The organism is Nocardioides agri (genome assembly GCF_013778305.1).
In the GTDB taxonomy this organism is placed as follows: domain Bacteria; phylum Actinomycetota; class Actinomycetes; order Propionibacteriales; family Nocardioidaceae; genus Nocardioides; species Nocardioides agri.
Window position 1 is genome coordinate 1,463,870 of record NZ_JACEIC010000002.1, and the last position, 25,025, is coordinate 1,488,894.

The 25,025-nt window shown below is 73.6% G+C and carries 23 protein-coding genes; 10 read left to right on the forward strand and 13 right to left on the reverse strand.

Translation table 11 applies throughout. The features are described 5' to 3' along the window. Position 1: 1 nt before the first annotated feature. On the reverse strand, positions 2-1,084 hold the full coding sequence (locus tag HZF07_RS11685; protein WP_157341804.1) for an RDD family protein: 1,083 nt from the start codon (positions 1,082-1,084) through the stop codon (positions 2-4). After that, the gene (locus HZF07_RS11690; protein ID WP_157341806.1) at positions 1,081-2,040 is read right to left on the reverse strand and encodes an FHA domain-containing protein; all 960 of its coding nucleotides are present in this window, start codon (positions 2,038-2,040) and stop codon (positions 1,081-1,083) included. Before HZF07_RS11690 ends, HZF07_RS11685 begins: the two co-directional genes overlap by 4 nt. A 39-nt stretch (positions 2,041-2,079) precedes the next feature. Here HZF07_RS11690 and HZF07_RS11695 point away from each other — a divergent pair, with 39 nt between their 5' ends. The 3 genes from HZF07_RS11695 to HZF07_RS11705 are packed head-to-tail and all read left to right on the forward strand — an operon-like array spanning position 2,080 to position 6,522. Continuing rightward, entirely contained in the window at positions 2,080-4,341 is a 2,262-nt protein-coding gene (locus HZF07_RS11695; protein WP_157341808.1) for a helicase C-terminal domain-containing protein, read from the forward strand. Between the two features lie 22 nt (positions 4,342-4,363). Next, a complete protein-coding gene (locus tag HZF07_RS11700) occupies positions 4,364-4,885 on the forward strand; it encodes a CGNR zinc finger domain-containing protein (RefSeq protein WP_181645087.1) in 522 nt (173 codons plus the stop codon). Further along, a complete protein-coding gene (locus HZF07_RS11705) occupies positions 4,882-6,522 on the forward strand; it encodes a DNA repair helicase XPB (RefSeq protein WP_181645088.1) in 1,641 nt (546 codons plus the stop codon). Before HZF07_RS11700 ends, HZF07_RS11705 begins: the two co-directional genes overlap by 4 nt. A gap of 17 nt (positions 6,523-6,539) precedes the next feature. On the opposite strand, the gene HZF07_RS11710 is transcribed toward HZF07_RS11705, so the two are convergent. Together HZF07_RS11710 and HZF07_RS11715 are read right to left on the reverse strand one after the other, a co-directional pair. After that, positions 6,540-7,355: a hypothetical protein gene (locus HZF07_RS11710; RefSeq protein ID WP_157341810.1), complete on the reverse strand. Its 816-nt coding sequence runs from the start codon at positions 7,353-7,355 to the stop codon at positions 6,540-6,542. A 127-nt stretch (positions 7,356-7,482) separates the two neighbouring features. Beyond that, positions 7,483-8,064, reverse strand: coding sequence for a TetR/AcrR family transcriptional regulator (locus HZF07_RS11715; protein WP_181645089.1), 582 nt, complete (start codon positions 8,062-8,064; stop codon positions 7,483-7,485). Between the two features lie 100 nt (positions 8,065-8,164). Between HZF07_RS11715 and HZF07_RS11720 the strand changes: the two genes are divergently transcribed. Beyond that, positions 8,165-9,517: an FAD-binding oxidoreductase gene (locus HZF07_RS11720; protein WP_181645090.1), complete on the forward strand. Its 1,353-nt coding sequence runs from the start codon at positions 8,165-8,167 to the stop codon at positions 9,515-9,517. A 36-nt stretch (positions 9,518-9,553) separates the two neighbouring features. Further along, complete coding sequence (locus HZF07_RS11725) at positions 9,554-9,919, forward strand: hypothetical protein (protein ID WP_157341816.1); 366 nt, start codon at positions 9,554-9,556, stop codon at positions 9,917-9,919. A gap of 9 nt (positions 9,920-9,928) precedes the next feature. Here HZF07_RS11725 and HZF07_RS11730 read toward each other — a convergent pair whose 3' ends face one another. Beyond that, positions 9,929-12,634, reverse strand: coding sequence for an alpha/beta hydrolase family protein (locus tag HZF07_RS11730; protein ID WP_157341818.1), 2,706 nt, complete (start codon positions 12,632-12,634; stop codon positions 9,929-9,931). 97 nt (positions 12,635-12,731) lie between these two features. Between HZF07_RS11730 and serA the strand changes: the two genes are divergently transcribed. Both serA and HZF07_RS11740 read left to right on the forward strand, forming a co-directional pair. Continuing rightward, complete coding sequence (gene serA, locus HZF07_RS11735; protein ID WP_181645091.1) at positions 12,732-13,931, forward strand: phosphoglycerate dehydrogenase; 1,200 nt, start codon at positions 12,732-12,734, stop codon at positions 13,929-13,931. Positions 13,932-13,981: 50 nt separating this feature from the next. Continuing rightward, the gene (locus HZF07_RS11740; protein WP_157341820.1) at positions 13,982-15,226 is read left to right on the forward strand and encodes an MSCRAMM family protein; all 1,245 of its coding nucleotides are present in this window, start codon (positions 13,982-13,984) and stop codon (positions 15,224-15,226) included. Here HZF07_RS11740 and HZF07_RS11745 read toward each other — a convergent pair. Next, positions 15,219-15,593: a nuclear transport factor 2 family protein gene (locus HZF07_RS11745; RefSeq protein WP_157341822.1), complete on the reverse strand. Its 375-nt coding sequence runs from the start codon at positions 15,591-15,593 to the stop codon at positions 15,219-15,221. The two genes, HZF07_RS11740 and HZF07_RS11745, sit on opposite strands and share 8 nt — an antisense overlap. Positions 15,594-15,673: 80 nt before the next feature. Here HZF07_RS11745 and HZF07_RS11750 point away from each other — a divergent pair, with 80 nt between their 5' ends. After that, the gene (locus tag HZF07_RS11750) at positions 15,674-16,294 is read left to right on the forward strand and encodes an HD domain-containing protein (RefSeq protein ID WP_157341824.1); all 621 of its coding nucleotides are present in this window, start codon (positions 15,674-15,676) and stop codon (positions 16,292-16,294) included. Between the two features lie 53 nt (positions 16,295-16,347). Here the strand turns inward: HZF07_RS11750 and HZF07_RS11755 are convergent, their stop codons facing one another. After that, positions 16,348-16,614 carry a DUF4031 domain-containing protein gene (locus tag HZF07_RS11755; RefSeq protein WP_157341826.1) on the reverse strand — a complete coding sequence of 89 codons (267 nt, stop codon included), beginning with the start codon at positions 16,612-16,614 and terminating at the stop codon, positions 16,348-16,350. 7 nt (positions 16,615-16,621) lie between these two features. Then, positions 16,622-17,332 (reverse strand): copper homeostasis protein CutC, encoded by a 711-nt coding sequence (locus HZF07_RS11760; protein WP_157341828.1) that lies wholly within the window; start codon positions 17,330-17,332, stop codon positions 16,622-16,624. An 84-nt stretch (positions 17,333-17,416) separates the two neighbouring features. On the opposite strand from HZF07_RS11760, the gene HZF07_RS11765 reads away from it, so the two are divergent. Next, a complete protein-coding gene (locus HZF07_RS11765) occupies positions 17,417-17,761 on the forward strand; it encodes a hypothetical protein (protein WP_157341830.1) in 345 nt (114 codons plus the stop codon). A 4-nt stretch (positions 17,762-17,765) separates the two neighbouring features. On the opposite strand, the gene HZF07_RS11770 is transcribed toward HZF07_RS11765, so the two are convergent. The 3 genes from HZF07_RS11770 to HZF07_RS11780 form a co-directional block, all read right to left on the reverse strand. Next, positions 17,766-18,485 (reverse strand): GntR family transcriptional regulator, encoded by a 720-nt coding sequence (locus tag HZF07_RS11770; RefSeq protein ID WP_309504705.1) that lies wholly within the window; start codon positions 18,483-18,485, stop codon positions 17,766-17,768. Positions 18,486-18,557: 72 nt separating this feature from the next. Next, the gene (locus tag HZF07_RS11775; protein WP_157341832.1) at positions 18,558-21,128 is read right to left on the reverse strand and encodes an ABC transporter permease; all 2,571 of its coding nucleotides are present in this window, start codon (positions 21,126-21,128) and stop codon (positions 18,558-18,560) included. Next, complete coding sequence (locus HZF07_RS11780) at positions 21,125-21,883, reverse strand: ABC transporter ATP-binding protein (RefSeq protein ID WP_157341833.1); 759 nt, start codon at positions 21,881-21,883, stop codon at positions 21,125-21,127. The genes HZF07_RS11775 and HZF07_RS11780 overlap by 4 nt, the downstream gene beginning before the upstream one ends. Before the next feature lie 103 nt (positions 21,884-21,986). Between HZF07_RS11780 and HZF07_RS11785 the strand changes: the two genes are divergently transcribed. Continuing rightward, positions 21,987-22,601 carry an alpha-ketoglutarate-dependent dioxygenase AlkB gene (locus HZF07_RS11785; RefSeq protein ID WP_157341835.1) on the forward strand — a complete coding sequence of 205 codons (615 nt, stop codon included), beginning with the start codon at positions 21,987-21,989 and terminating at the stop codon, positions 22,599-22,601. 7 nt (positions 22,602-22,608) lie between these two features. On the opposite strand, the gene HZF07_RS11790 is transcribed toward HZF07_RS11785, so the two are convergent. Both HZF07_RS11790 and HZF07_RS11795 read right to left on the reverse strand, forming a co-directional pair. After that, positions 22,609-23,169, reverse strand: coding sequence for a LemA family protein (locus tag HZF07_RS11790; protein ID WP_157341837.1), 561 nt, complete (start codon positions 23,167-23,169; stop codon positions 22,609-22,611). Between the two features lie 37 nt (positions 23,170-23,206). Further along, positions 23,207-24,967 (reverse strand): DUF2207 domain-containing protein, encoded by a 1,761-nt coding sequence (locus tag HZF07_RS11795; RefSeq protein WP_157341838.1) that lies wholly within the window; start codon positions 24,965-24,967, stop codon positions 23,207-23,209. Positions 24,968-25,025: the final 58 nt, after the last annotated feature.

The window sequence follows — 25,025 nt, forward strand, 5'->3', positions numbered from 1 at the left end:
CTCAGTGCACCGGCTCGACGAGCATCTCCCGGTCGCCGAGCCGGACGCGGTCTCCCGCGAGCAGGGTCGCGGCGCGGTCGGGCGCGAGGCCGCGCGGGACGCCGTGCCGGATCAGGATCGAGCCGTTGGTCGAGCCGCGGTCCACGACCACCAGGGTGCCCTCGGCGGTCACGTGGACCAGCGCGTGGGTCTTCGACAGCGACATGTCGTCGGACGGCAGCGGCACCAGGTGTGCCACCTGCTCCCCGTCGCGCGGCGCCGGGCGCCGGCCCACCAGGACCGGTCCGTCGACCACCACCGACTCCCCCGTGTCGAAGCCGAGCCGCCACTGCTGCGGTCGGGGCGCGGCATGGGCGCCACCGCCGGCGGGCTCCGCGTCGGGCCGGGGCTCGGGGACCAGCGGGAAGCCGAGCTGCTGCCGCCCGTTCTGCGGTGCGGGAGCGGGCGCCGGCGCTGGTACGGCGGCCGCGTGGCGTGCGGCGGGCGCGGGGGCCGAGACCGGGACCGGCACCGGAGGCGCCGGTGGCGGGCTCGCCGGCCGCGCGACGCGCGGCGCGGGCGCCGACTCGGGCACCGGCACCAGGCGCATGGCGGTCAGGTTGACGACGTGCCGCGGGCCGAGGTCGACGTCGGGCTCCTCGGCCGGCGCGGGCCGCACGTCGACGACGACGGAGCCGACCAGGTGGTCGTGCCAGCCGCGGCGCCGTCCGCTCGGGTCCATCGCGACGGTCCACGCGAGCGCGGCGAGGCCGATCCCGAGCGTGGGGAGGGTCGCGACCCCCAGCACGGGCTGCCGCAGCAGCGCGGCGCTCACGCCGATCGGTCCACCGGAGTCCTCCCGGACGACCCGGGTCGAGGTCACGAGGCTGCCCGGCGAGCTGCCGGTCAGGCCGAGCACGACCGCGAGCACGCCCCCGACGACGAGCACCACGGCGGCGATCGCGCCGACGGCGGCCCAGACCTGGTCGGTGCCGAGCGCTCGCACGATCAGCACGGCGGCGGCCACGTCGACGCCCCAGGCGACCGCCCGGTCGACGGCGAAGGCGTAGAAGCGGCGGTCCAGGTCGGCAGCCGGGGCGCTCACGGCGACACCACCCGGATGTTGACGCCGTCACCGAGGTCGACGAGCGAGCCGGGCACCAGCTGGACGGCGACGCCGGGTCGCAGGTCCTCCGGCGGGAGGCCGGGCTGGACGACGACGGTGCCGTTGGTCGAGCCGAGGTCGGTGACGACAGCGGCGCCGTGGTCGGCGCCCGACCCGGGGCGGATCTCCAGGTGGGTGGAGGAGACCTCGTGGTGGGGGCTCGGGACCGTGACCAGCCGTGGTGCCCCGTCGGTCGAGGAGCGGGCGGGCTGCGGGGCGCGTCCGACGAGCACGGCCCGGTCGACCGCGACGGTCTCGCCGTCGTCGAACACCAGCCGGGCGACCGGCTGCGCCGTCACCGGTGGAGCCTGCTCCTGGCCGGCGATGCCGGGCGCACGGGGGCGGAGCAGCTCGAGCGGGTCGACCTCGGGCGGCCTGGTCAGGCCGTCGTGCTCGGGCCTGACGAGCTGCGTGGCCTGGGGCACCTCCGGCTCCGATTCCGGCTCGACACGGGCCGGCGGGTGCTCGGCGGTCGCGACGCGCACCAGCCCGGTCTCGACCAGGCCGTCGACACCATCGGCCTCCTCGTCGACCTCCTCGTCGACCTCGATCCGGATCCGGGTGACGCCGTGCAGGCTCCGCTCGACCCAGGTGGTGCCCTCGACGCCCTCGACGAGGACGACGTCGTCGCCGACCGCGAGGTGCGCGCGGGCCGGTCCGCGGATCACGACCCGGGTGGTGTCGCCGTCGACGCTGACGAGGACGAAGCCGTCCAGGTCCCGCAGCCCCGCGGAGACCAGCGCGTCGAGGGTCTCGTCGAAGCCGGCGCCACCGTCGACGAGCTCCCAGAGCGCGGCCACCCGGGCCCGCTCGCTCGAGGGGAGCGCGACCGTGGCGTGCGGGCCGATGACGGCGTACCAGCCGCCGGGCCGGAAGGACCAGGCGGGCGCGGTCATCGCGGGGCCTCGGGCCGGAGGCCCGGTAGCGTGGGAGGGATGTCCACGACGGCGCACCGCACCCTCGCCGACCAGCTGCGCAGCTGGTCGGACGAGCGGCTCGCCCTCCTGCTCCACGAACGTCCCGATCTCGCCACTCCGGCCCCTCACGACTCCGGCCAGCTCGCGTCGCGTGCGGCCGCCCGGTCCTCTGTCCTGCGCGCGCTCGACCAGCTGAACCTGCTCGAGCTCTGTGTCCTTGATGCCCTCGTCGTCGTGGGTCAAACCAGTGCCGACGAGCCTCTGGAGGTCGTGGCGGGCGACCCCGTCGCCGTGCGGGCCGCCCTCACCCGGCTGGCCGACCTGGCGCTCGCCTGGGAGAGCCCTCAAGGCCTGCGGGCACTGACCACCGTCGCCGAGGCGCTCGCCCCCGGCACCCCCGGGGTCAGCGGGCTGCGGCCCGTCTCGCCCGACCCGCTGCCCGCGGCCGAGATCGAACGCCGCCTGGCTGCGCTGTCGCCGCCCGCCCGCGCCCTGCTGGAGCACGTCCTCGACGCCGGCGGCACCGCCACCACCGGCACCGCCCGCCACGGCGTCGGTCCCGAGGACGCGGCGACACCCGCGGAGGAGCTGCTCGCCCACCGCCTGCTGGTCCCGCGGTCCGGCGGCACGGTCACGCTGCCGGGCGAGGTCGGGCTCGTGCTCCGCGGCGGCCGCACCACGACGTACGACGCCTCGGCGCCGCCGGTGCTCGCGACCTCCGAGCGCGACCAGACCGTCGTCGACCGGGCCGCGGCGGGTGCGGCGTTCGAGATGGTCCGCCGGGTCGAGCTCGTGCTCGACGAGTGGAGCGGCGCGCCGCCGTCGGCGCTGCGCAGCGGCGGCCTGGCCGTCCGCGACCTGCGAGCCCTGGCCGCGGACCTGCACACCGACGAGCCCGGCGCCGCGCTGCTCGTCGAGGTCGCCGCGGCGGCCGGGCTGCTGACGACGGCGGCCGGCCCGGACGGCGACCCGCGCTGGATCCCGACCGACGCCTTCGACGCCTGGACGGCGAAGCCGACGGCCGAGCGCTGGCTCGCCCTCGCCGTCGCCTGGCTGGAGAGCCCGCGGCTGCCCGGGCTGGTCGGGTCGCGCGACCCGTCCGGCAAGCCCTGGAACGCACTGTCCCCGGAGCTGGCCGGCATGCACCAGGTCGAGACCCGCACCCTGACCCTCGCGCTGCTGGCCGGGCTGCCGCCCGGCGCCGTGCTCGCTGCCGGGACCGGCACGCCGTCGCTGGTCGCCCGCGCCGAGTGGGAGCGGCCGCGCCGCCCGCGGACCCGCGCCGACCAGGTGGCGTGGGCGGTCACGGAGGGGTCCGCGCTCGGCCTCCTCGGGCTCGGCGGCCTGGCCGGGTTCGCCCGACCGCTGCTCGCCGGCGACGGGGCGGCCGCGACCGCGGCGCTCGCCGGTCTGCTGCCCGAGCCCATCGACCACGTGCTGCTCCAGGCCGACCTCACCGCCGTCGCGCCCGGGCCGCTGGAGTCGGGACTGGCCCGTCAGCTCCGGCTGGTGGCCGACGTGGAGTCAGGTGGCGGAGGCACGGTCTACCGCTTCACGCCCGGGTCGGTACGCCGGGCGCTCGACGTCGGCTGGTCCGCGGCGGAGATCCACGGGTTCGTCGCGTCGGTGTCCCGGACGCCGGTGCCGCAGCCGCTCACCTACCTGGTCGACGACACCGCCCGCACGTTCGGCACCGTCCGGGTCGGGCACGCGGAGGCCTTCCTCCGGGCCGACGACGAGTCCGCCCTCACCGAGCTGCTGCACCACCCGAAGGCCGCCTCGCTCGGGCTGCGCCGGCTGGCGCCGACCGTGCTGGTCAGCAGCACCCCGATCGACGTGCTGCTCCCCCGGCTGCGCGAGCTCGGCGTCGCACCCGTCGTGGAGTCACCCGACGGCACCGTGCACGTCGCCCGGCCCGACCTGCTCCGGGCCCGCACGCCCAAGGACCACCGCGGCCGGGCGCTGCGCGCGACCCGGGAGGCCGCCCACGTCAGCCAGGTGGTCGGCGCGATCCGGGCCGGCGACCGCACCGAGTCCACCCGGCCGGCGTCGGCCGAACGGCTCACCCCGGCCGGGTCGATGGCCGCGCTGCGCGAGGCCATCGAGACCGGTGCGACGGTGGTGATCGGCTACGTCGACAACCAGGGCGCCAGCTCCGACCGCCTCGTCGACCCCCTCTCGCTCGACGGCGGGTCGCTCACCGCGCGCGACCACCGCAGCGACGACGTACGCACCTTCGCCGTGCACCGGATCACGACCGTGCGGGACGTCCCCGCGTAGGCCGGCTCCGTAAGATTGAAACGTGGACTTCATCCGGTACGCCGAGGCCGCCGCCTCGCTGCTCAACGCCGACCTCGCGGAGGTCGACGGGCTGGTGGCGTACCTCGACGACCGCCCGTGGCTGCAGGAGAAGGCCACCGACCGCGACTGCATGCTGCTGCGCAAGCTCCAGCGGGAGCTCCGCCCGGTCTTCGACGCCGGCGAGGCCGGCGACCTGCCCGGCGTGACCGGCGGCCTCAACACGCTGCTCGCGCGGCACCCGATCACGCCGCAGATCTCCGACCACGACGCGCAGCACCTGCACCTGCACGTCGCCACCGGCTCCGGCAGCGTCGCCGAGCAGGTGATCGGCGAGTCCCTCCTGGGCCTTGCGACGCTGGTCTGCGACCTCGGCGCCGACCGGCTCGGCGTGTGTGCCTCGGCGACCTGCAGCAACGCGTTCGTCGACGCCTCCCCCAACCGCTCCCGCCGCTACTGCTCCGAGCGCTGCTCCTCGCGCGCCAACGTCGCGGCCTATCGGGCACGCCAGAAGGCCGGCGCGTGAACGACGGTCCCCTCATCGTCCAGTCCGACAAGACGCTGCTGCTCGAGGTCGACCACGAGCGCGCGGCGGACTGCCGCAAGGCGATCGCGCCCTTCGCCGAGCTCGAGCGCTCGCCCGAGCACGTCCACACCTACCGGCTGACGCCGCTCGGCCTGTGGAACGCCCGCGCGGCCGGGCACGACGCCGAGCAGGTCGTCGACACCCTGCTGACCTACAGCAGGTACGCCGTCCCGCACGCGCTGCTCGTCGACGTCGCCGAGACGATGGCCCGCTACGGACGGCTGCGCCTCGAGAAGCACCCGGTGCACGGGCTGGTGCTGGCCTCCAACGACCGGCCGGTCCTGGAGGAGGTGCTGCGCGCCAAGAAGGTCGCCGGCATGCTCGGGTCGCGGATCGACGACGACACGGTGGCCGTGCACGCCTCGGAGCGCGGCAACCTCAAGCAGGCCCTGCTCAAGCTCGGCTGGCCGGCCGAGGACTTCGCCGGGTACGTCGACGGCGAGGCGCACCCCATCGCGCTGTCGGAGGTCGAGTGGCACCTGCGTACCTACCAGCGCGAGGCGGCCGACTCCTTCTGGCACGGGGGCTCGGGCGTCGTCGTGCTGCCCTGCGGGGCCGGCAAGACGATCGTCGGCGCGGCCGCGATGGCCGAGGCCCAGGCGACCACGCTGATCCTCGTCACCAACACCGTCTCCGCCCGGCAGTGGAAGGACGAGCTGCTCCGGCGCACCTCGCTGACCGAGGACGAGATCGGCGAGTACTCCGGTGCCGTCAAGGAGGTGCGGCCGGTCACGATCGCGACGTACCAGGTCCTGACGACGAAGCGGAAGGGCGTCTACCCGCACCTCGAGCTGCTCGACGCCCGTGACTGGGGCCTGATCGTCTACGACGAGGTGCACCTGCTGCCGGCGCCGATCTTCCGGATGACCGCCAACCTCCAGGCCCGCCGTCGGCTCGGCCTGACCGCGACCCTGGTGCGTGAGGACGGCCGAGAGGGCGACGTCTTCTCGCTGATCGGCCCCAAGCGGTACGACGCGCCGTGGAAGGACATCGAGGCACAGGGCTGGATCGCGCCCGCCGACTGCGTCGAGGTGCGGGTGACGCTGCCGACCACCGAGCGGCTGGCGTACGCGACCGCGGAGCCGGAGGAGCGCTACCGCCTCGCGTCGTGCACGCACCACAAGATCGACGTTGTCCGGTCGCTGGTCGCATCGCACCCGGGCCAGCCCACGTTGGTGATCGGGCAGTACATCGACCAGCTCGACGAGCTGGCTCTCGCGCTGGACGCGCCGGTGATCAAGGGCGAGACGACCGTGCGCGAGCGGCAGCGGCTCTTCGAAGCGTTCCGGGCGGGCGAGGTCGGCCTGCTGGTCGTGTCGAAGGTCGCGAACTTCTCCATCGACCTGCCGTCGGCCGAGGTCGCGATCCAGGTGTCCGGCTCCTTCGGCTCGCGCCAGGAGGAGGCCCAGCGACTCGGCCGGCTGCTGCGGCCGAAGTCCGAGGGCAAGACCGCGCACTTCTACACGATCGTGTCGCGCGACACCGTCGACGCCGACTTCGCCGCCAACCGGCAGCGGTTCCTCGCCGAGCAGGGCTACGCCTACCGGATCGTCGACGCGGAGGACGTCGGGGCCTGACGCCTCAGTGCATCGACTCAGTGCATCGACGACATCGAGTGGGTCGGCTCGGGCGTCTCCGACGGGGCGGCGGCCGGTGCGTCGCCGGCCTCTCCGTCGCAGCCGGGCCCGCGCTGCGCGGCCTTCGCGGCGGCGCGGTAGTCGTCGAGCTCGCTGACCCCGCGTTGCCACATCGACAGCCACATCTGGGTGGCGGCGGTGGGCGACAGCTTGCCGAGCCGGAGCTGTTCCATGTCCGCCACGTGGTGCCGCCACGTGGCGATCGCGGTCCGGGCGGCGTCGAGCGCATGGACCTCGGCCTCGACCTGGGTGCTGCAGGCGCGCACGGCGGCCGGGACCCCCGTCCCGAGGAGCCGCGGCGCCGGGCAGTCCACGCCGTCCCGCTCGATCCGGGCGGTCGCCCGGTCGAAGGTTTGGATCCGTTGGTGGGCCCCCACCCGGGTCTGGTTCCAGAACGCCGTCGCCTGTGTCAGGGTGATCTCGCCGACCACGAGCTTGTTCATCGCTCCCACGTGGACCGCCCACTGGTCCATCGCGGGCTGCGCGAGCTGGAGCGGCCCCGTCAGGCCGCGCGCCGCGGCGGCGCAGCGGTCCATGCGGCTCGGAGCGGCAGCGGGGGTCGCGCCCGGCGCGGCCAGAGGGGCCCCGATCTCGGCCTCGCCCGCCTGCCCGGAACCCGCGCCGTCCGAGTCCGACGTGACCATGGCGACGGCCCACCAGACCAGCCCGACCAGCAGCGCCCCGATCGCGAAGCCCGTCAGCAGTGGACCCGCCAGGTCGTCGGTGCGCTGGCCGCGCTCCCACTCGCCGTCCGTCTTCTCGATCTCGCCCATGACCTCGGCCTCCCGGAGTAGCCGTCAGTTCTCAACCATGTGCCCGGACAGGGCCTCCGGATTCACCCATAGGAATAACAGGGCGCTCAGAGGGCCGTATTTACCCCAGATGGATGACGCGTGGACGTCACGGGCGACCGAGGGCCCGGGCCACGACCCGGGCCATCAGGTCGGCGGCGTCGGCGGTGGAGAGACCGCTGTGGCGCAGCGACTGCCAGGTCCGGAAGCCGATCGCGAGATCGACCGTCGCGGCGCCCTCGCGATCCGTCGCCCCGCCGAGCAGCGCGGCGCGGATCGCGCCCAGTGGCACGCCCCAGCGCGCCTCGCTGACCTCGCGGACCAGGGGCTCGGACTCGGCGTCGCGGAGCACGTGGGCGACCATCTGCTGGTTGGCCTCCCAGTAGGCGTAGAGCGCGCGCAGGCCGGCACCGGCGCGCTCGAGCGGGTCCTCGACATCGGACCAGCCGTCGGTCGTGGGCACGGGGTTGAGCTCGGAGTAGTGCGCCGAGCAGGCGTGGAGGAGCTCGCGCTCGTCCGGGAAGTAGCGGTAGAGCGTGTTGCGCTGCACGCCCGCCTTCTCGGCGACCGCACTCAGCGATGTGCGCGCTGGTCCGATCGCGCCGTGCAGCCCGACCGCTGCCTCCACGATCCGGCGCCGGGTCTCCTCCTGCTGCTCCGCGCGGCGTCGCTGCTCGTACTTCCTCGTCACGGACAAATAATTGCACACATCTGTTCAACCAATTGACAGGGCGGCCGAGTCGACCTAACTTCGTTGCACATCACTGTTCATCGAAATGAGGAGACCCGCCATGACCATCGAGCTCGACACCGACATCGACCCGAGAACCCTGATCCGGCCCGGCCGGCCAGGCTTCGACGACCTCCGCGGCACGTTCAACGTCCTGGACGACCAGCAGCCCGAGGCGATCGCGGTGCCGACGGACGCCGACGAGGTCGCCGACGTCGTCCGCTGGGCGCACCGCCGCGGCCTCCGCGTGGCAGCGCAGTCGACCGGCCACAACGCCAGCCCCCTGGGCTCCCTCCGCGGCACGGTGCTCCTCAACACCTCGCGGCTCACCGACGTCCGCATCGACGCCGCCGCGCGCAGCGTGCGGGCCGGTGCCGGCACCCGGTGGCGCGACGTCTCGCCCCAGCTGGCCGACCTCGGCCTCGCGGCGCTGCACGGCTCCTCCCCGGAGGTCGGCATCGCCGGCTACTCCCTCGGCGGCGGCATCGGCTGGCTGTCCCGCAAGCACGGGCTGCAGACCAACGCGATCACCGCGATCGACGTCGTCACCGCCGGTGGCGAGCTGGTCCGGGCCGACCGCGAGCACGAGCCCGACCTCTTCTGGGCGCTGCGGGGCGGCGGGGGCAGCTTCGGGGTGGTGACCGGCTTCGAGTTCGGCGTCCAGCCGCTCGCGCAGGTGTACGCCGGCGCGCTGTTCTACCCCGTCGAGCGGATCGCCGACGTGCTGCACGCCTGGACCGCGCTGCTGCCCGGCTTCCCGGAGGAGATGACGACCTGGTGCTCGACGATCCACTTCCCGCCGTTCCCCGAGGTCCCCGAGCCCGTGCGTGGCCGGTCGTTCACGATCGTCCTCGTGGCGTTCCTGGGCGCCGAGGCCGACGGCCGGGCGCTGCTCGAGCCGCTGCGCCGGCTGGGCCCGGCGATGGACACCGTCGCCGTTCAGCCCCCGTCGGCCCTGCACCGCCAGGCGATGGATCCCGAGAGCCCGCTGCCCTTCCGCGCGACCACCGCGCTGCTCGAGGAGCTGACGCCGAGCGCGATCGACGACGTGGCGCGGATCGCCGGCGCCGGGTCGCCGCTCGGGCTCGTGGAGTTCCGGCACCTGGGCGGCGCGCTGCACCGCGCCACGCCCGACGCCGGCGCGCGCGCCACGCTCCCGGGCGAGATCGGGATGCTCAGCCTGGGCGTCGTCCCGGTCCCGGAGGCCGAGCCCGCGGTGCGGGAGGCGCTCGGCGGCGTCGCGGCTGCCACCGCCGACCAGCGCGTCGGCGACTACCCGAACTTCGTCATGCAGCCGACCGACGCCAGCAGGTTCTTCGACGCGCCGACCTGGGCGCGGCTGCGGCAGGTGAAGGCGGCCTACGACCCCGGCGACCTGGTGCGGGGCAACCACCACGTGCCGCCCGCTCGGTAGGCTCGGGGGGTTCGCACCCGTCGTGAAGGGCACAGTGTGGAGAAGAAGAAGTCGGGCACCGCTCGGTCGGTGCTGACGTTCTGGCTGCCGGTGATCGTGCTGATCGCCCTGGTGCCGCTCATCCCCTGGGCTGCCTCGGCGTACTTCGACCTCGACGAGAGGACTCCGCTGGCGATCGCGGAGGACACGCTGGCCGAGGAGTACGGTCTCGAGATGGTCGACGGCGCGGGCCAGCCGCTGCCGGAGGACTCGGTCGAGCTGAGCGTGTCGACCTTCGACATGTCGCCGGGCTCGACGACCGAGGACGTGCCGTTCTCCCGCAACGGCAAGAAGGTGCGCTGCACCGTTCACGTGCCGACCGACGACCCGCGCGACGTCACGGCCGACTGCCCGGGGAGCTGACCCGGGAGGTCAGCGCGCGTCGACGACGGTGACCGTGCGGACGAAGGTCCGCCGGCCGACGTCCAGCCGGACCCGGAGCGTCTCCGGACCCTCCGTGACCCCGTCACGCAGCGTCGGGATGCTCATCCGCAGCACGGTGCGTCGCGGCCGCAGCGACCCGAAGGTCGCCACACCGGTGCGCCAGAGCGCTCGGCCTGCCTCGACGACACCGATGTGGGACGCGATCCAGTCGGGGTCGACGTCGCCCACCCGCAGGGCCGGGCGCGGGCTCCTGACCACGCTGAGCGCGACCGGGACGTCGTAGTCGGCCGGTCGGTCGAGCGCGATGGTCCAGCGGGCCGCCTCCCCCTCCACGATCTGGAGGCGCTGGGTGCGCACCCGCAGCCGCGGCCGGGGGTCGTCGTCGACCACGGTCACCTGACCGAGGTAGCTGTCGGTGACCAGGTTGCGGGTGGCCCACGCCGACACCTCGGTGATGGTCCTGCGCCGGTCCGCGCGCAGGTCGGCCTCGTGGCTCACGGGCACGGACCCCCCGGTCTCGCCGGGGACGAGGTCGACCGTGAGACGCTCGTCGGGGCCAGGTCCCCGCCCGCTGGTGACGAAGACGACCTGGGCAGGCTCGGTGAGCGCGCCGGCGAGCCGGTACGGAAGGTGGACGACGGGGACACCCCGGTCACCCTCGGCGACGGTCACCCGGTCGAGGTCGAGGATCGGCAGCCGTCGCTCGGGCACGGGCGCGAGCGAGGCCGGCGCGGCGGACACGTCGGCGACCCACACCCGCCCGCGGTCGCTCGCCGCGACGAGGTCGACGCGGGTGATCCGGGTCAGGTCGACGGCAGCGGCGGAGGGATCGACGACGAGCGCCTGCGCCCACAGCCTCCGGACGTCCGGCTCCCGACCCAGCGGCTCGAGCACGCCGCCGCCGACCGGCGTGAGCAGTGCCGTCCGGCCGCCGGAGTCGGCGACGCGCACCCGGAGGGCGACCGGCCGGCGCGGGTCGGCGATCGTGCGCACCTCGAGCCGCCGTCCGGTCAGGTCGAGCGGCGCCGTGAGCTGGAGCCCGCCGGCCTGCCCGGCCGCGGTCCACGCCATCTCCAGGAACTGTCGGGTCGGCGCGCGGTCGCCGGCCACGCTCCAGTGCGGGGCGCTCGCCGCACGCAGACCGCCGTACCCGCAGGCACTCGCCTGCCGAGGCTCGTCCGCGCCCCGGCACAGGCGCGTGGCCGCGCCGCCAGGCGGCGTCGCCGGCGACGCCGGCGACGGTGCGCGAACCGAGCGCCCGCCGCCGATCGCGTGGCTGAGCACCTGCGCCCGGCCCTGGGACGCGACCCGCGCCCGCGAGCCGTCCAGCAGCGGGAGCACCCGCTGGTCGCCGGCGGCGAACAGGTGCACCGCGCCGGCGACGTACGCCGCCGCGACCGCGCGCTGCTCGCTCGACGACAGCCGGCCCGGGCTCCGGGCGCCGCACTCGCGCCGGGATGGGCCGGTCCAGTCGTCGGCAGCAGGCGCAGGGCCGGATCCAGGAGACCAGACCGCGTTGAAGTAGTTGTGGTTGGCGCCCATGACCAGCACCGAGCTCTTGAGCGAGGTGTCGTCGTCGGTGAGGTCGCGCGCCGTGTCGGTGAACCGCTGACCCTGCAGGTCGGTGATGTCGCCGTCGCAGGACGGCAGCAGCGTCACGGTCGGCACGTACGGCGAGGTCTGCCAGCCGAAGTCGGTCGGCGCCACCAGGACCTGGCCGACCACCCGGTAGGGCGCGGTCAGCGGGATCCGGATCGAGGCCCGGGCCACGCCCTCCCCACCGCGGCTGTGGCCGACGAGCACCACCCGTCGGAGGTCGACCTGGTGGTCGGCGGCGATCGTGGCCCAGTGGTCGAGGTGGGCGATCGCGACCGTCGCACGGGCGCTCGCCCCGCCGTCACTCACCTGCTCGTCCTGGACGTTGACGCCGTTGGCGCGCACCGAGACGGTCGCGTAGCCCTGGGACGCCAGCACCTGTTGCACGTAGTCGTAGCCCAGGTGGCTGGGGACCTCCACGAACGGCGCCGGGCACGGCCACGCCGCCGTCCACGCGTCCGCGTCGCCGGGCTGGTAGCAGGCGCTGTGCCGCCCGTGCTCGAAGAGCACCAGCGGGCGCGGGCCTGTCGCGGCCTCCGGCGCGGGCTCCACGACGTGACCGACCATCTCGACCGGCCTCGCCAGCCCCGGCACGACCAGCGAGGGGAGCGTGTAGTCGCTGGTGACGACGGCGAAGGGCCCCGGGGTCGCCGGGTCGTCGTCGAGCGTCACGGTGCCCGCGAGCTCCAGCGGGGCGGCCGGCACCGCCGCCACCCGTCGCGTGGGGGCCGCATCCGTCTCGTCGAGCCGGTGGCCGGAGAGGACGACGTCCAGGTCGTCACCGTCCGGGGCGACGGGCGCGGTGACCGTCGCGCGCACCGTGGGACCGGCCACCGCGGTGACCCCGACCAGCACCGAGCCGGGCCCGACGACCCGCGGCCGGTCGTCGGTCATCGGCAGCGGGACCGGTGAGGTCCACGCCACGGCGTACCGCCCGGAGCCGAGCGACTGGACCTGCCAGGTGCCCCGCCCCTCGGTGTCGGCGCGAGCCGGGGCGCGGTGCGGGGCGGCGATCCCGTCGGCCGCACCGGCGGCCAGCACGGTCGCCGCGAGCATGAGCGCGACCGCGACCGCCGTACGCCGAGCCGGACGGGTCATGCGGCTGATCATGCCGGTCGCACACGAACGGCGGGCGGCTATCAGCATTCTGGACCGCCGCCGGGTGGCGCGGTCGCGGCGCCTAGGCTGGACGACCGTGAAGGTGCTGCTGCTCGAGAACATCCATCCGGTCGCCGTCGAGATCCTCCAGGCTCGCGGCTTCGAGGTCGAGCTGCGCACCAGCTCGCTGTCCGAGGAGGAGCTGCTGGAGGCGCTTCCGGGCGTGCACCTGCTGGGCATCCGCTCCAACACCCACATCACCTCGGCCGTCCTCGACAAGGCGCCGGACCTGCTCGCGGTCGGCTGCTTCTGCATCGGCACCAACCAGGTCGACCTGGCGGCCGCCGCCGAGCGCGGCATCGCGGTGTTCAACGCGCCGTACTCCAACACGCGCAGTGTCGTGGAGCTCGTGATCGGCGAGATCATCGTGCTGGCCCGCCGGCTGGCCGAGAAGACCGAGAAGATGCACGCCGGCGTCTGGGACAAGTCCGCCAAGGGCAGCCACGAGATCCGCGGCCGGACCCTCGGCATCGTCGGCTACGGCAACATCGGGACCCAGCTCTCGAACCTCGCCGAGTCGATGGGCCTGCGGGTGATCTTCTTCGACACCGCCGACCGCCTCGCCCACGGCAACGCCCGTCGCGTGAAGACCCTCGACGACCTGCTGGCCGCGGCCGACGTCGTGAGCATCCACGTCGACGGGAGGCCGGGCAACGCCGGGATGTTCGGCGCGGAGCAGTTCGCGAAGATGAAGCCGCGCAGCCTCTTCATCAACGCCTCGCGCGGCATGGTCGTCGACGACGTCGCGCTCCGGGAGAACATCCTCTCCGGCCACATCGCCGGCGCCGCGCTCGACGTGTTCCCCGTCGAGCCGAAGGCGCAGGGCGACGCCTTCGAGTCGGTGCTGCGCGGGCTCGACAACGTCATCCTCACCCCGCACGTCGGCGGCTCGACGCAGGAGGCGCAGGAGGAGATCGGGTACTTCGTCGCGGGCAAGCTCGCCGGCTTCGCGCTCGAGGGACGCACCGAGCTCTCGGTCAACCTGCCGGCCGTGCAGGCTCCGCAGCTGCACGCCGGCCACCGGCTCGGCTTCCTGCACGTGAACATCCCCGGCGTCCTCGCCGACGTGAACCGGATCCTGGCCGAGGGCGGCGACAACATCACCGCGCAGTACCTCTCCACAAGGGGCGAACAGGGGTACGTCGTCACCGACACGCTCGACCCGCTGCCCGAGGCGGCGCTGGCCAAGCTGGCCGAGTCCGACTACACGATCTGGCTGCGCACCTGGGACGCCTGAGGGCGCCTGACGTTGGGGTGACGCTCAGCCTTCGCAATTACGATGGGGGCATGCTCCCCCCGACCCGCTCTCGTGCTGCCCTGCTCGCGGTCGTCACGCTCCTGGCCGGGTTGCTGGTCGTCGTCGCACCGACCGGCGCGGCGAGCGCCGTGGCACCCACGACCGGCACGGTCACCGGCGTGATCAACTTCCCGGCGAAGCGGACGCAGGTCGAGGTCCTCTGGTTCACCTCGGGCTGGCAGTTCATCGGGCGCAAGAACGCCGGCGCGGGCTCGTACGCGATCACCAACCTGCCTCCGGGCCGCTACTGGCTGCAGTTCGTCGACCAGCGCGAGTCCTATGACATCGGCAAGTACGCCGCGACCGACGTCCAGGTGAGCGTCCGGGCGGGCGACACGACGATCCGCAACGTCACGATGCAGCGCGGCGGCTACATCACGGGCACCGTCCGGACCGGCGACGGTCGGCCGGCCGCGAAGGCCACCGTCACGGCGGCGAACCGGCAGGGCCGGTCGTTCTCGACGACCGCGAACAGCAAGGGCCAGTTCGCGATCGGCGGCCTGCCGCAGTCGCGGTACTCGGTGTTCACGTGGGACCGGCGCAAGCGCTGGGTCGCGAAGAGCACCTGGGCCGGCGCGATCAGGCCGCGACAGGGCAAGGACGTGCGGATCCGCCTCGACAAGCGCGCCGGCGCCATGCGTGTGCTTCTCCTCTCGCCCGAGGGCTCGCTGACCGCGCGAACCCAGGTCACCGTCACCAACCGCACGACCGGGCAGTGGTGGACCGCCACCGCACGCTCGGGCAGCGCGGTCTTCCAGGGTCTCTACCCCGGCCGCTACACCCTGGACTTCCCGGGCGCCGGAGTCTGGCTGCGGGCCACCGGCAAGCCGGTCCAGCGGGCGACCGTGCGACCCGGACGGACCGTGATCGGCAAGGTGAAGGTCACCCAGCGGGGCGGCTGGATCACCGGCCAGGCGGTGGACGCCCACGCGCCGGCGTACCCGCTCGCCAAGGCGCAGGTGCAGCTCTACGACGCCTATGGCACCAAGGTCGACGAGACGACCACGGCCACCGACGGCACGTTCCTCCTCGACGGGCAGCTCTACACGCAGACCGGGATGACGGTCGTCGTCAACCCGAACCCGAACGCCGGTGGCTGGACCCAGACGACGGGCTACTGCCAGTTCCAGTCGCTGCAGCTCCCCGGGATCCCGGTGACCCAGGGATCGGCGACCGCACTCGGGGCGGTCAGCGTCCAGCAGACCGCCGACTCCCCCTGCCTCAAGGTCAGCTGACGACGAGGTCGCCCTCGCCCCAGAACGCCCGCATGGCGGTGACCCGGCCGTCGTCGTCGAAGACCATGTGGTCGATCGGCGAGAGCGTGAAGGCCGCGCCGTCGGCGCGGGTGACGATCTCGAAGTGGAACACCGCCTCGCCGCCGGCGATCCGCAGCGACAGCAGCCGGGTCTCCTGCTCCATCGACTCCAGCGGCGCGTAGAACTCGCCGATCGCGGCGTGCCCGCGGCGCACGTCGGTGCCGACCGGGTCCTCGACGGTCGCGTCCTCGGCGTACAGCGCGACGATCTCGTCGGCGGTGCCGGTGCCGACGAGGCGGACGTAGTCGTCGACCACCGCACGGATGCGGTCGGGGCTGGCGGCCATGCGGTCCTCCGGGGATTCGAAACTAGAACACGTTCCTCTTCTGGCCGTAACCGTAGCGCACCGGCCGCGCAAGGGCTTCAATGTCCGCCGTGGACCTCCTCGCGGCCTGGCCGCTGCCGGGCGACCGGGCGCTGGGTGCGCAGCTGGTCGCGTCGTACGCCCATCCCGAGCGTCGCTACCACGACGGTCGCCACCTCGAGGAGGTGCTCGACCGCATCCACGAGCTGGCACTGGCCGGCGAGGAGTTCGACAAGCTCGCCGTGCTGCTGGCGGCGTGGTTCCACGACAGCGTCTACGACGCGCAGCCGGACGCCGAGAAGCGGTCGGCGGCGTGGGCGGCCGAGGCGCTGCCGACGCTGGTCGACCCGGGCCTGGTGGACGAGGTCGTGCGGCTGGTGCTGGTGACCGAGCACCACCGGCCCGCGCCCGACGACCGCAACGGCTGCGCGCTCTCCGACGCCGACCTGGCGATCCTCGCCTCCGACCCCGAGAGGTACGCCGAGTACGCCGCCTCGGTCCGCGAGGAGTGGGCGCACGTCGCCGACGCCGACTTCGCCGCCGGCCGGTCGGCGATCCTGCGCGAGCTGCTCGCCGCGCCGTACCTCTTCCAGACCGCCCACGCCCGCGCGTCCTGGGAGGCTCCCGCCCGCGCCAACGTCGAGGGGGAGCTGGTCGCCCTGGAGGCCCTGGCGTCGCGATAGCCAGCGACGTTCTGGTCGTTCCCGGAGGCTGGGAACAGCCACAACGTCGCTGGCTATCGCGGTGGCGACCCCTTGCGGCGACGGAGGCCGGCAGCGATCAGGCGGGCGACGAGCTCGCGGGAGGTGACGGGGACGGCACCGGCGGCGACGACCGCGTCGTACCACTCGGCGGGCACGTCGTAGTGGTCGCGGTCGAAGCCGCGGGCGGGGACGCCCACCTCGGCCGCGAAGACGTGCAGCTCGTCGTAGGACACGTCGCTGGCGAGGTGCGACCACAGGCGACCGTGGCCGGGGGCGTTCGGCGGGTCGATGAGGATCATGGCCGCCTCATCCGGCGGAGCGGGCGTTCCGTTCGACGGCATGGTCGAGCAGCAGGCGCCAGGAGCGCACGTGGCCGGCGTCGACGTAGGCCTTGGCCGAGCCGCCCGGCCGCGCCTGGAGGTCGAGGTGGAGCTGCCGGACGCCGGCGCGCACGAACCACGGGACCTGCTCGGCGACCAGCCCGCCGCCGGCCACCAGCGTGCGCGCGACCACCGGGTCGCTCGAGGCCAGGGCGAGCAGCTCGTCGTACCCCGCGGCGAGGCCGCGCGGCGACCCCGCGGCGCGTACGCCGACCAGACCGGGCAGACCGGCGAGGCGGCGCCACGAGCGCCGCAGGTCGAGGGTGTCGTCGATCGCCCGGCCGAAGGTCCACGGGACGTGCGGCAGCTGGGCGGAGAGGTAGCCGCAGGTGTCGGCGTCGACCTCGAGGTCGGCGTCGAGGAAGCCGAACGAGATGCCCGCGGCGCCGCTGCCGAGGTAGTCCTCGGCGAGCCCGACCAGCCGCGTCATCTCACCGCCCGTGGTGCTCCAGGTGTTGTTGAGCCGCAGCACGACGTGCACCTCGGCGGCGGACTCGCGGCACACCGCGGAGACGACCGACGGCTCCGGCGAGAGCCCGTCGGGTGTCGAGAGCAGCAGCCGGTCGGCTCCGCCCTCCACCGCGCCGGACACGTCGCGCGGGCCGAGGACGGCGACCTCGAGGAGGACCTGGCCCATGAGTCCATCGTAGGAGCGCGGGCACGCGGTGCGCGGGAGCCGCGCTGACGCCGTCCGCTTTCGGGTGCCAGGCATGATGGAGAGATGGACGACGCGCTGCTGTTCGATGCGCGAGCCCGGGTCCTGGCCGACCTGGCCGCGCGCGACCACGCGACGGCGGTGGCCGTCTCCGCGCTCGAGGACGCGGTCGCCCAGCGCGCGTGGTGGGCCGACCAGTGGCCGGAGGGCGCGCAGTACGTCGCCGGGCTGGTCGCCCAGGACGTCCAGGACGCGCTCCTGGAGCGGGTCGGCCGCTGGCCGGTCTGCGTGGACTGCGGCGCCGACGCGGCCCAGCACCTGCTCTACATCCAGCCCGACCTCGGCGGGCCCGACCCCGTCTGGGTGTGCGAGGAGAGCGGCGACGTGGTGGCGCCGCTCGGTGGGCTCTAGGGCCTCAGTCCTCGGCGCCGACCTGGAGCCACATCGTGTAGCGGTCGGCGCGGTAGACACTGCGGGACACCTCGACGACCTTGTCGCCGGCGAACGCGCGGCGCGAGTGTCGGAGGACCGGCGCGCCCGCGGGGATCTCGAGGTGCTCGCCCTCCTCCGCGGCGGCGACGTCGGCGTTGATCGAGTCCTCGGCCCACGTCGGCCGCAGGCCGCGCGCGTCGAGCGCGTCGTAGAGGCTGGTCGGCATCCCGGACTGCAGGAACCCGGGGATCAGGATCTCGTTGAGGTAGGCGTCCTCGATGCACATCGCGTGGCCGTCCGCGCGCCGCAGCCGGCGCCAGTGGATGACGGCGTCGCCCTCGCTGACGCTGAGCGCGCGCGCCACGCCGGGACCGGCCTGCTCGCGCCGCGCCAGCAGCGTCTGCGACTCGGCCAGGAGGCCGCGTCGGGTCATCTCCTCGGTGTAGCTGCTCAGCCGGCTCGTCATCCGGCGAGGGCGGGCCACGAAGGTGCCGCGTCCGGGGATCCGTTCCAGGAGGCCCTCGACGACGAGGGCGTCCATCGCCTGCCTCACCGTCATGCGGGCGACCCCGAACCGGTGCACGAGCTCGCGCTCGGACGGTGCAGGTGAGCCGGGTGCCGCTCCCGCGACGAGCGTGCGCACGTACTCACGCACCTGGACGTGCTTGAGCGCCCGCCCCTCCGTCATCAGCAACTCGTCCACAGCTGAACTGTAGGGCTCCGGACCGCCCGCGTCCCGAGTTCTCGACTTCCCGCCTGACCAGCGGAAACGGACCTACTCGGTCGCGATCGCCTGCAGTACGTCGAGGCGGGCCGCGCGCCTGGCCGGGAAGACCGCGGCGAGCACGCCGATGACCACCGAGAGCAGCAGGAAGACGACCAGCTGCCCGGTCGGGACGGAGATCACCTCGAGACCCTGGTCGCGCACGGCGTACATCAGCGCGATCCCGAACCCGATCCCGAGCCCGACGCCGAGCAGCGCACCCAGCAGCGCGATCACGACCGACTCGAGCCTGATCATCACCCGCAGCTGGCGGCGGCTGAGCCCGATGGCCCGGAGCAGGCCGACCTCGCGGGTGCGCTCGATGACCGAGAGCGCCAACGTGTTGACGATGCCGAGGACCGCGATCACGAGCGCGAGCCCGAGCAGCGCGAAGATCATCAGCACGAACTGGTCGATGGGCTCGCGCTGCTCCTGGGCGAACTCGGCCTGGTCCTTGACGGTGACGATCGGCAGGTCGGCCACGACGTCGTCCAGCTGGAGGCGGATGCCGCGGCGGTCGTCGGTGAAGACGATCAGCGCGTTGTCGCTCTCGGGGAAGCCGGCGGCGGCGTAGTCGTCGAGGCTCAGCAGCACCGGGGTCAACACGACCGGGTTGTCCTCGAAGACGCCGCCGACGGCGTACGTGCGCTCCCCCGCCGGCATCTCGACGGTGATCTCGTCGCCGACGCCGAGGCCCTCGTCCTCGGCCCAGCTCCGCTGCAGCAGCACCCGGTCCGAGCCGAGGCCGCCCGGGTCGCCGTCGGTCACCTCCAGCTGCAGGCTGGGCACGTCGGCCGGGTCGACCGCCGCCACGGGCAGCCGGTCACCGTCGCGCTCGGCGCCGGCGAACCGCTCGCGCACGACGCGATCGACGCCCTCGATCCTGGCCATCTGGTTGCCGATCGCGGGCGTGAAGCCGGTGCCGATGACGTTGCTGACGACGTAGTCGCCGACGAAGTTGTCCTCGATCGACTTGTCCACGCTGGCCTTCGCGGAGTCGCCGACGATCGCCATCGTGCACGCGAGGGCGAGGCCGATCATCAGCGCCGACGCCGTGGCGGCGGTTCGCCGCGGGTTGCGCAGCGCGTTCTGCCCGGCGAGGTTGCCGACCGACCCGAAGACCCGGGCGTACGTCGCCCGCGTGACCAGCAGGAACGGCCGCGCGATCACCGGGCTCGCCGCAGCGACGCCCAGCAGGATCGCCAGGATGCCGCCGCCGGTCTGCCAGCCGCCGTGCGGCAGGTCGCTGAACAGCCCGAGGTAGAGCACGCCGAGGCCGGCGAGCACGAGGAGGATCCCGGCGACGAGCCGTCGCCGCAGCGTCGCCTCGGGCAGCGCCACGTCGTCGCGCAGCGCCTGCACCGGTGCGATCCGCGCGGTCCGGCGGGCTGGCATCCAGGCGGCCGCCATCGTGACGACGATGCCGACGGCGTACGACGCGATGAACGTGCGTGGCGCGAAGATCAGCGGCTGGCCGGACAGGTCGAGCCCGAAGTTCGAGAAGAGCGCTCGGATGCCGAGCGCCAGCAGGACGCCGAAGCCGAGACCGAGGGTCGAGCCGACGACCCCGAGCACGAACGCCTCGAGCTGGACCGACCACGTCACCTGACGCCGGGAGGCGCCGAGCGCGCGCAGCAGCGCGAGCTCGCGGCTGCGCTGCGCCACCAGGATCGAGAACGTGTTGACGATGAGGAACGCCCCCACGACGAGCGAGATGCCCGCGAAGATCAGCAGGAACGTCGTGAGGAACGAGACCGCCTTCATCAGCTGGCTGGCGGACTCGTCCGCCGCGTCGTCGCCGGTGATCGCCTCGAGGCCGTCGGGCAGCACCTTCTCGACCTCGTCGCGCAGCTCGCCCTGGCTCACGCCGGCCTCGGCGGTGACCCAGATGTCGTTGAACTCGTCCTTGCCGCCGAGGAAGAGATCCTGCGCCGTGGGGGTGTCGAAGGCGGCGTACGTCGCACCGTTGAGCGAGCCGCCGCTCGGGAATCCCACGAAGCCGACCAGGCGCGGCGTCAGCGGCTTCACGTCGACGGGCCCGTCGGACCTCCGCTCCGTCGCCAGCGTCGTCGACGGGATGATCGTGACCTTCTCACCGAGGTGGTAGCCGGCTCGGGACACGGTGCGACTGTCGAGCACGACCTCGTCGGGCCCCTCGGGCGCCCGGCCGGTGACGATGGCGAGGCCCTCGAGCCCGTGCCCGGCGGGCGCGTCGCTCCAGCTGCCGCCGATGGCCGGCGGACCGAATCCGCTGACGACCTTGCCGTCCTTGCCGACCACGAAGACGCCGAACGAGACGACGTTGCCGTCGGCGCGGGCCGCGCCGGGGACCTCCGCGAGGTCCGCCACGACGCTCGCCGGGATCGTCACCGTCGACGGGGCACCGTCGCCCGTGCCGGCGTTCTCCGGGCGCACGACGACGTCGCCGACGGTGGACGCGAACAGCGCGGTGAAGCTGCGGTTGAGGGTGTCGGAGAAGATCAGCGAGCCGGCCACGAACGCGACGCCGAGCACGATCGCGAAGGTGCTCAGCAGCAGCCGGACCTTGCGACCGAGCAGGCTCTTGAGCGCGGCCCTGATCATGACGCGGTCTGCTCGGCCATCCGGTTCATGACGTCGAGCACGCGCTCGCGCGTCGGCTCCCGCAGCTCGTCGACGACGCGACCGTCGGCGAGGAACACCACGCGGTCCGTGTACGACGCGGCGACGGGGTCGTGGGTGACCATCACGACGGTCTGGCCGTGGTCGTCGACGCTGCGGCGCAGCAGCTCGAGCACCTCGGCGCCGGACCGGGAGTCGAGGTTGCCGGTCGGCTCGTCGGCGAAGACGATGCGCGGGCGGCTCGCCAGCGCGCGGGCGACCGCAACCCGCTGCTGCTGACCGCCGGACAGCTCGCTGGGCTTGTGCGAGAGGCGGTCCCGGAGCCCGACGGTGTCGATCACGGAGTCGTACCACCCGCCGTCCGGCCGACGGCCCGCGATCGACATCGGGAGCTTGATGTTCTCCTCGGCCGTCAGCGTCGGCACCAGGTTGAACGACTGGAAGACGAAGCCGATCTGGTCGCGCCGCAGCGTCGTCAGCGCCTTGTCCTTGAGCCGGGTCAGGTCCTGGTCGCCGATGAAGACCGAGCCGGAGTCGGCCCGGTCGAGCGCGGCGCAGCAGTGCATCAGGGTCGACTTGCCGGAGCCGCTCGGACCCATGACCGCGGTGAACTCGCCCGCCAGCAGGTCGAGCGACACGTCGTCGAGCGCCCGGACCAGCGCCTGCCCGGTGCCGTAGGTCTTGGTCAGGTTGCGGACGCGCGCGGCCGCGGGCGAGGTGGAGGGGGCCTCGGTCATGGGTCAACCCTCTCGTGCCGGCGGTGACGGTGCCACCGGAATCCCCCTGGTCTCACCCTGAGGAACGCTCGAACATCTGTTCGATATGACGTAGGGTCGGGACATGGACTTCCAGGGCTCGCTGTTCGAGGCGCCGACGATCGAAGCGCCGCTCTTCGAGGGTGTCGAGCGGACCCTGCTGAGCCGCGGCGCCTGGATCGACATCGGCCGTGCCTGGCTGCCCGAGGCCGACGACGTCTTCGCGACGCTGGTGCGCGACGTGCCGTGGCGGGCCGAGCGGCGGCAGATGTACGACCGTGAGGTCGACGTACCCCGGCTGCTGCACACCTACGGCGTGGGCGACCCGCTGCCCCACGTCGGCCTGGCCCGGGCCCGGGGCGCGCTGTCGGCGCACTACCGGCCCGAGCTCGGGGAGCCGTTCGTGACCGCCGGGTGCTGCTACTACCGCGACGGCCGCGACAGCGTCGCGTGGCACGGCGACACGATCGGTCGCGGCAAGACCCAGGACACGATGGTGGCGATCGTCTCGTTGGGCGACCCGCGGCGGCTGGCGCTGCGGCCGCGGCTCGGCGGCTCGTCGATCTCGGTCGTCATGGGCCACGGCGACCTCCTCGTGATGGGCGGCTCCTGCCAGCGCACCTGGGAGCACGCCGTGCCGAAGGTCGCGCACGCCGGGCCGCGCGTCTCCGTGCAGTTCCGACCGCTCAACGTCTTCTGAGCAGCCGTCAGAACTCCACCGCGGGCGCGACCTCCTGGCCCTCGGGCGCGTCGTAGAACTTGCGGGCGTGCACGTTGGCGATGCCGGTGAGGAACATCCACGGGATGGTCTGCGTGAGCTTGTTGAGGGTGGCGACCGCGTCGTTGTAGTACTGCCGTGCGAAGGAGATCTGGTTCTCGGTCTCGGCGAGCTGCTGCTGGAGCTCGAGGAAGTTCTGGTTGGCCTTGAGGTCGGGGTAGGCCTCGGCGACGGCGTTGACCTTGACCAGCGCCTGGCTGAGCGCCTGGTCGGCGGCCGCCTTCGCCTCCGGGTCGTCGCCCTTCGCGGCGGCCACGACGCCGGCACGCGCGGCGGTGACCTCCTCGAAGACGCCCTTCTCGTGCGCGGCGTACCCCTTGACGGTCTCGACGAGGTTGGGGATCAGGTCGGCGCGACGGGTGAGCTGCACGTCGATCCCGCCGAGCGCCTCCTGGGCGCCGATGTCGGTGGTGCGCAGCTTGTTGAAGCCGACGATGACGAAGCCGACGACGGCCACGAGCACGACGACGACGATGAGGGCGATGAGCATCGGTTCTCCCAGGGTTCGGTGAGGATGAGTGTGGCGGTCACCAGGAGCCGCCGCCACCGCCGCCGCCCCCGCCACCGCCGGAGAAGCCGCCGCCCCCGCCCGAGGAGGACGAGGACTGCTGCGTGGCTTCGTAGGACGAGATGGCGGAGCTGACGGTCGAGCTGAAGTCGGAGACCATCGACGAGACCGCGGACCCGGCGTACACGCCGGCGTAGGTGTGGCCGAGGTAGGACGGGACCGGCGGCTCGCTGCCGGTCTCGATGCGGTACTTCGCCGCCCACTGGTCGGCGCAGCCGAAGGCCACGGCCCACGGGACATAGGCGGTGTAGAGCTCCTCGCGGCCGGAGAAGTCGAAGCGGTCCTGCGCCGACGGGGTCGAGAGGATCCGACGGAAGCCGCCGGCCCGCGACCAGACGTCGCGGCCGGCGCGGGTGCGCTTGGTGCCGGCGCCCGACGCCGCGATTCCGATGCCGAAGACCGCGAACAGGCCAGGGATCAGGCCCAGGGCGCTGAGGCCGAACGGGTTGAAGATGCCGGCACCGAGGACGGCCACGACGCAGGCGCCGATGACGATCGTGCCCCAGCCGCCGAGGCCGCTGCGGGCCATCAGGCCGGCACCGGAGGCCCAGTCCTTGGTGCTCGACTCGAACGCCGCGATCTCGGCCTTCATCCGTTTGCCGTCCTCGACGCTGTCGGCGTTGGCGGTGAACGACGTGCCGGGGCCGCTGAGGACGTGCGCGATGCCGGAGGTGACCGGGTCGAGACCGGCCCAGGCCTCCGGGCCGCCGTTGTCGGTGATCGTCCAGCCCTCGCCGGTGCGGTCGAGCGTGATCGCGCCGCGCTCGGCGGCGTACAGCAGCGTCGCGACGTACTGCTGCTCGTCGACCTGCTCGGTGACGAGGTAGGCCGCCTGCGCGGGGCCGATGCCCTCCGGCGGCGCGTACATGAGCGGGAACTGCGGGTCCGCCTCTCGCGACCGCCGGGCCAGCACGACGCCGAACCCCGCGGCGCCGGCCGCGAGCAGCAGGATGACCGCGAGCAGCGGGATGCTGGTGCCGAGGACCTGGTCGAGCTCCGGCGCCCAGGGCAGCGTCTTGCCGGCCGGCGGGGTCGGCATGTCGAGGCCGACCTGCACGGTGACCGGCGTCTGCGCCGGGAGCGACTCCGCCCGGACCTGGAGGGTCGTGGTGCCCTCGCCCCGGACGTCGCATCCGTCGGTGGCTCCGGTGCCGACGGCGCACCGGACCTCCTCGGCCGCCGCCGGCAGGTGCACGGTCAGGCGGGCGTCGTCGATCGTCTGCAGCCAGCCGCCGGGGATCAGGTTCCAGTAGAACTCCGTCTCCGCCTCGACGCTCGTGCCCTCGCGGAGCACGCCGTCCATCGTGTAGCTGATCTCGTAGACGTGCTGGCCCGGGTCGACGTAGACGTCCGCGTCACCGATCCGGGCCACGGTGTAGCGCCCGCCCTCCTGCGACTCGACCGCGACCGGCACGTCGTCGCCGTCCATCGTCACCGAGATGTCGCGCGGCACCCAGCGGACGTGGTCGTCGTCCGCATCGGCCTCGTCGAAGAACCGGAAGATGCCGTGCCGGTCGCCGGAGGGGAAGTCGACGGTGATCGTCTCGACCACGTCCATGTCACCGTCGTCGCCGATGGTGAAGTCGCCGAGGTAGCTGGTGATCGACGTCGGCTCGTACGGCGTGCCCTCCTCGTCGTCGAAGCCGTAGAGCGTCGCCGGCACCAGGAGCACGAGGACCACGACGGCGAGGCCGATGATCCGACCTACGAGGCGCTTCATGCCCGGAGCCTAGGGCTTGGCGAGGAGCCGCGAATATCGATTGGCCGACGTCGGCGGC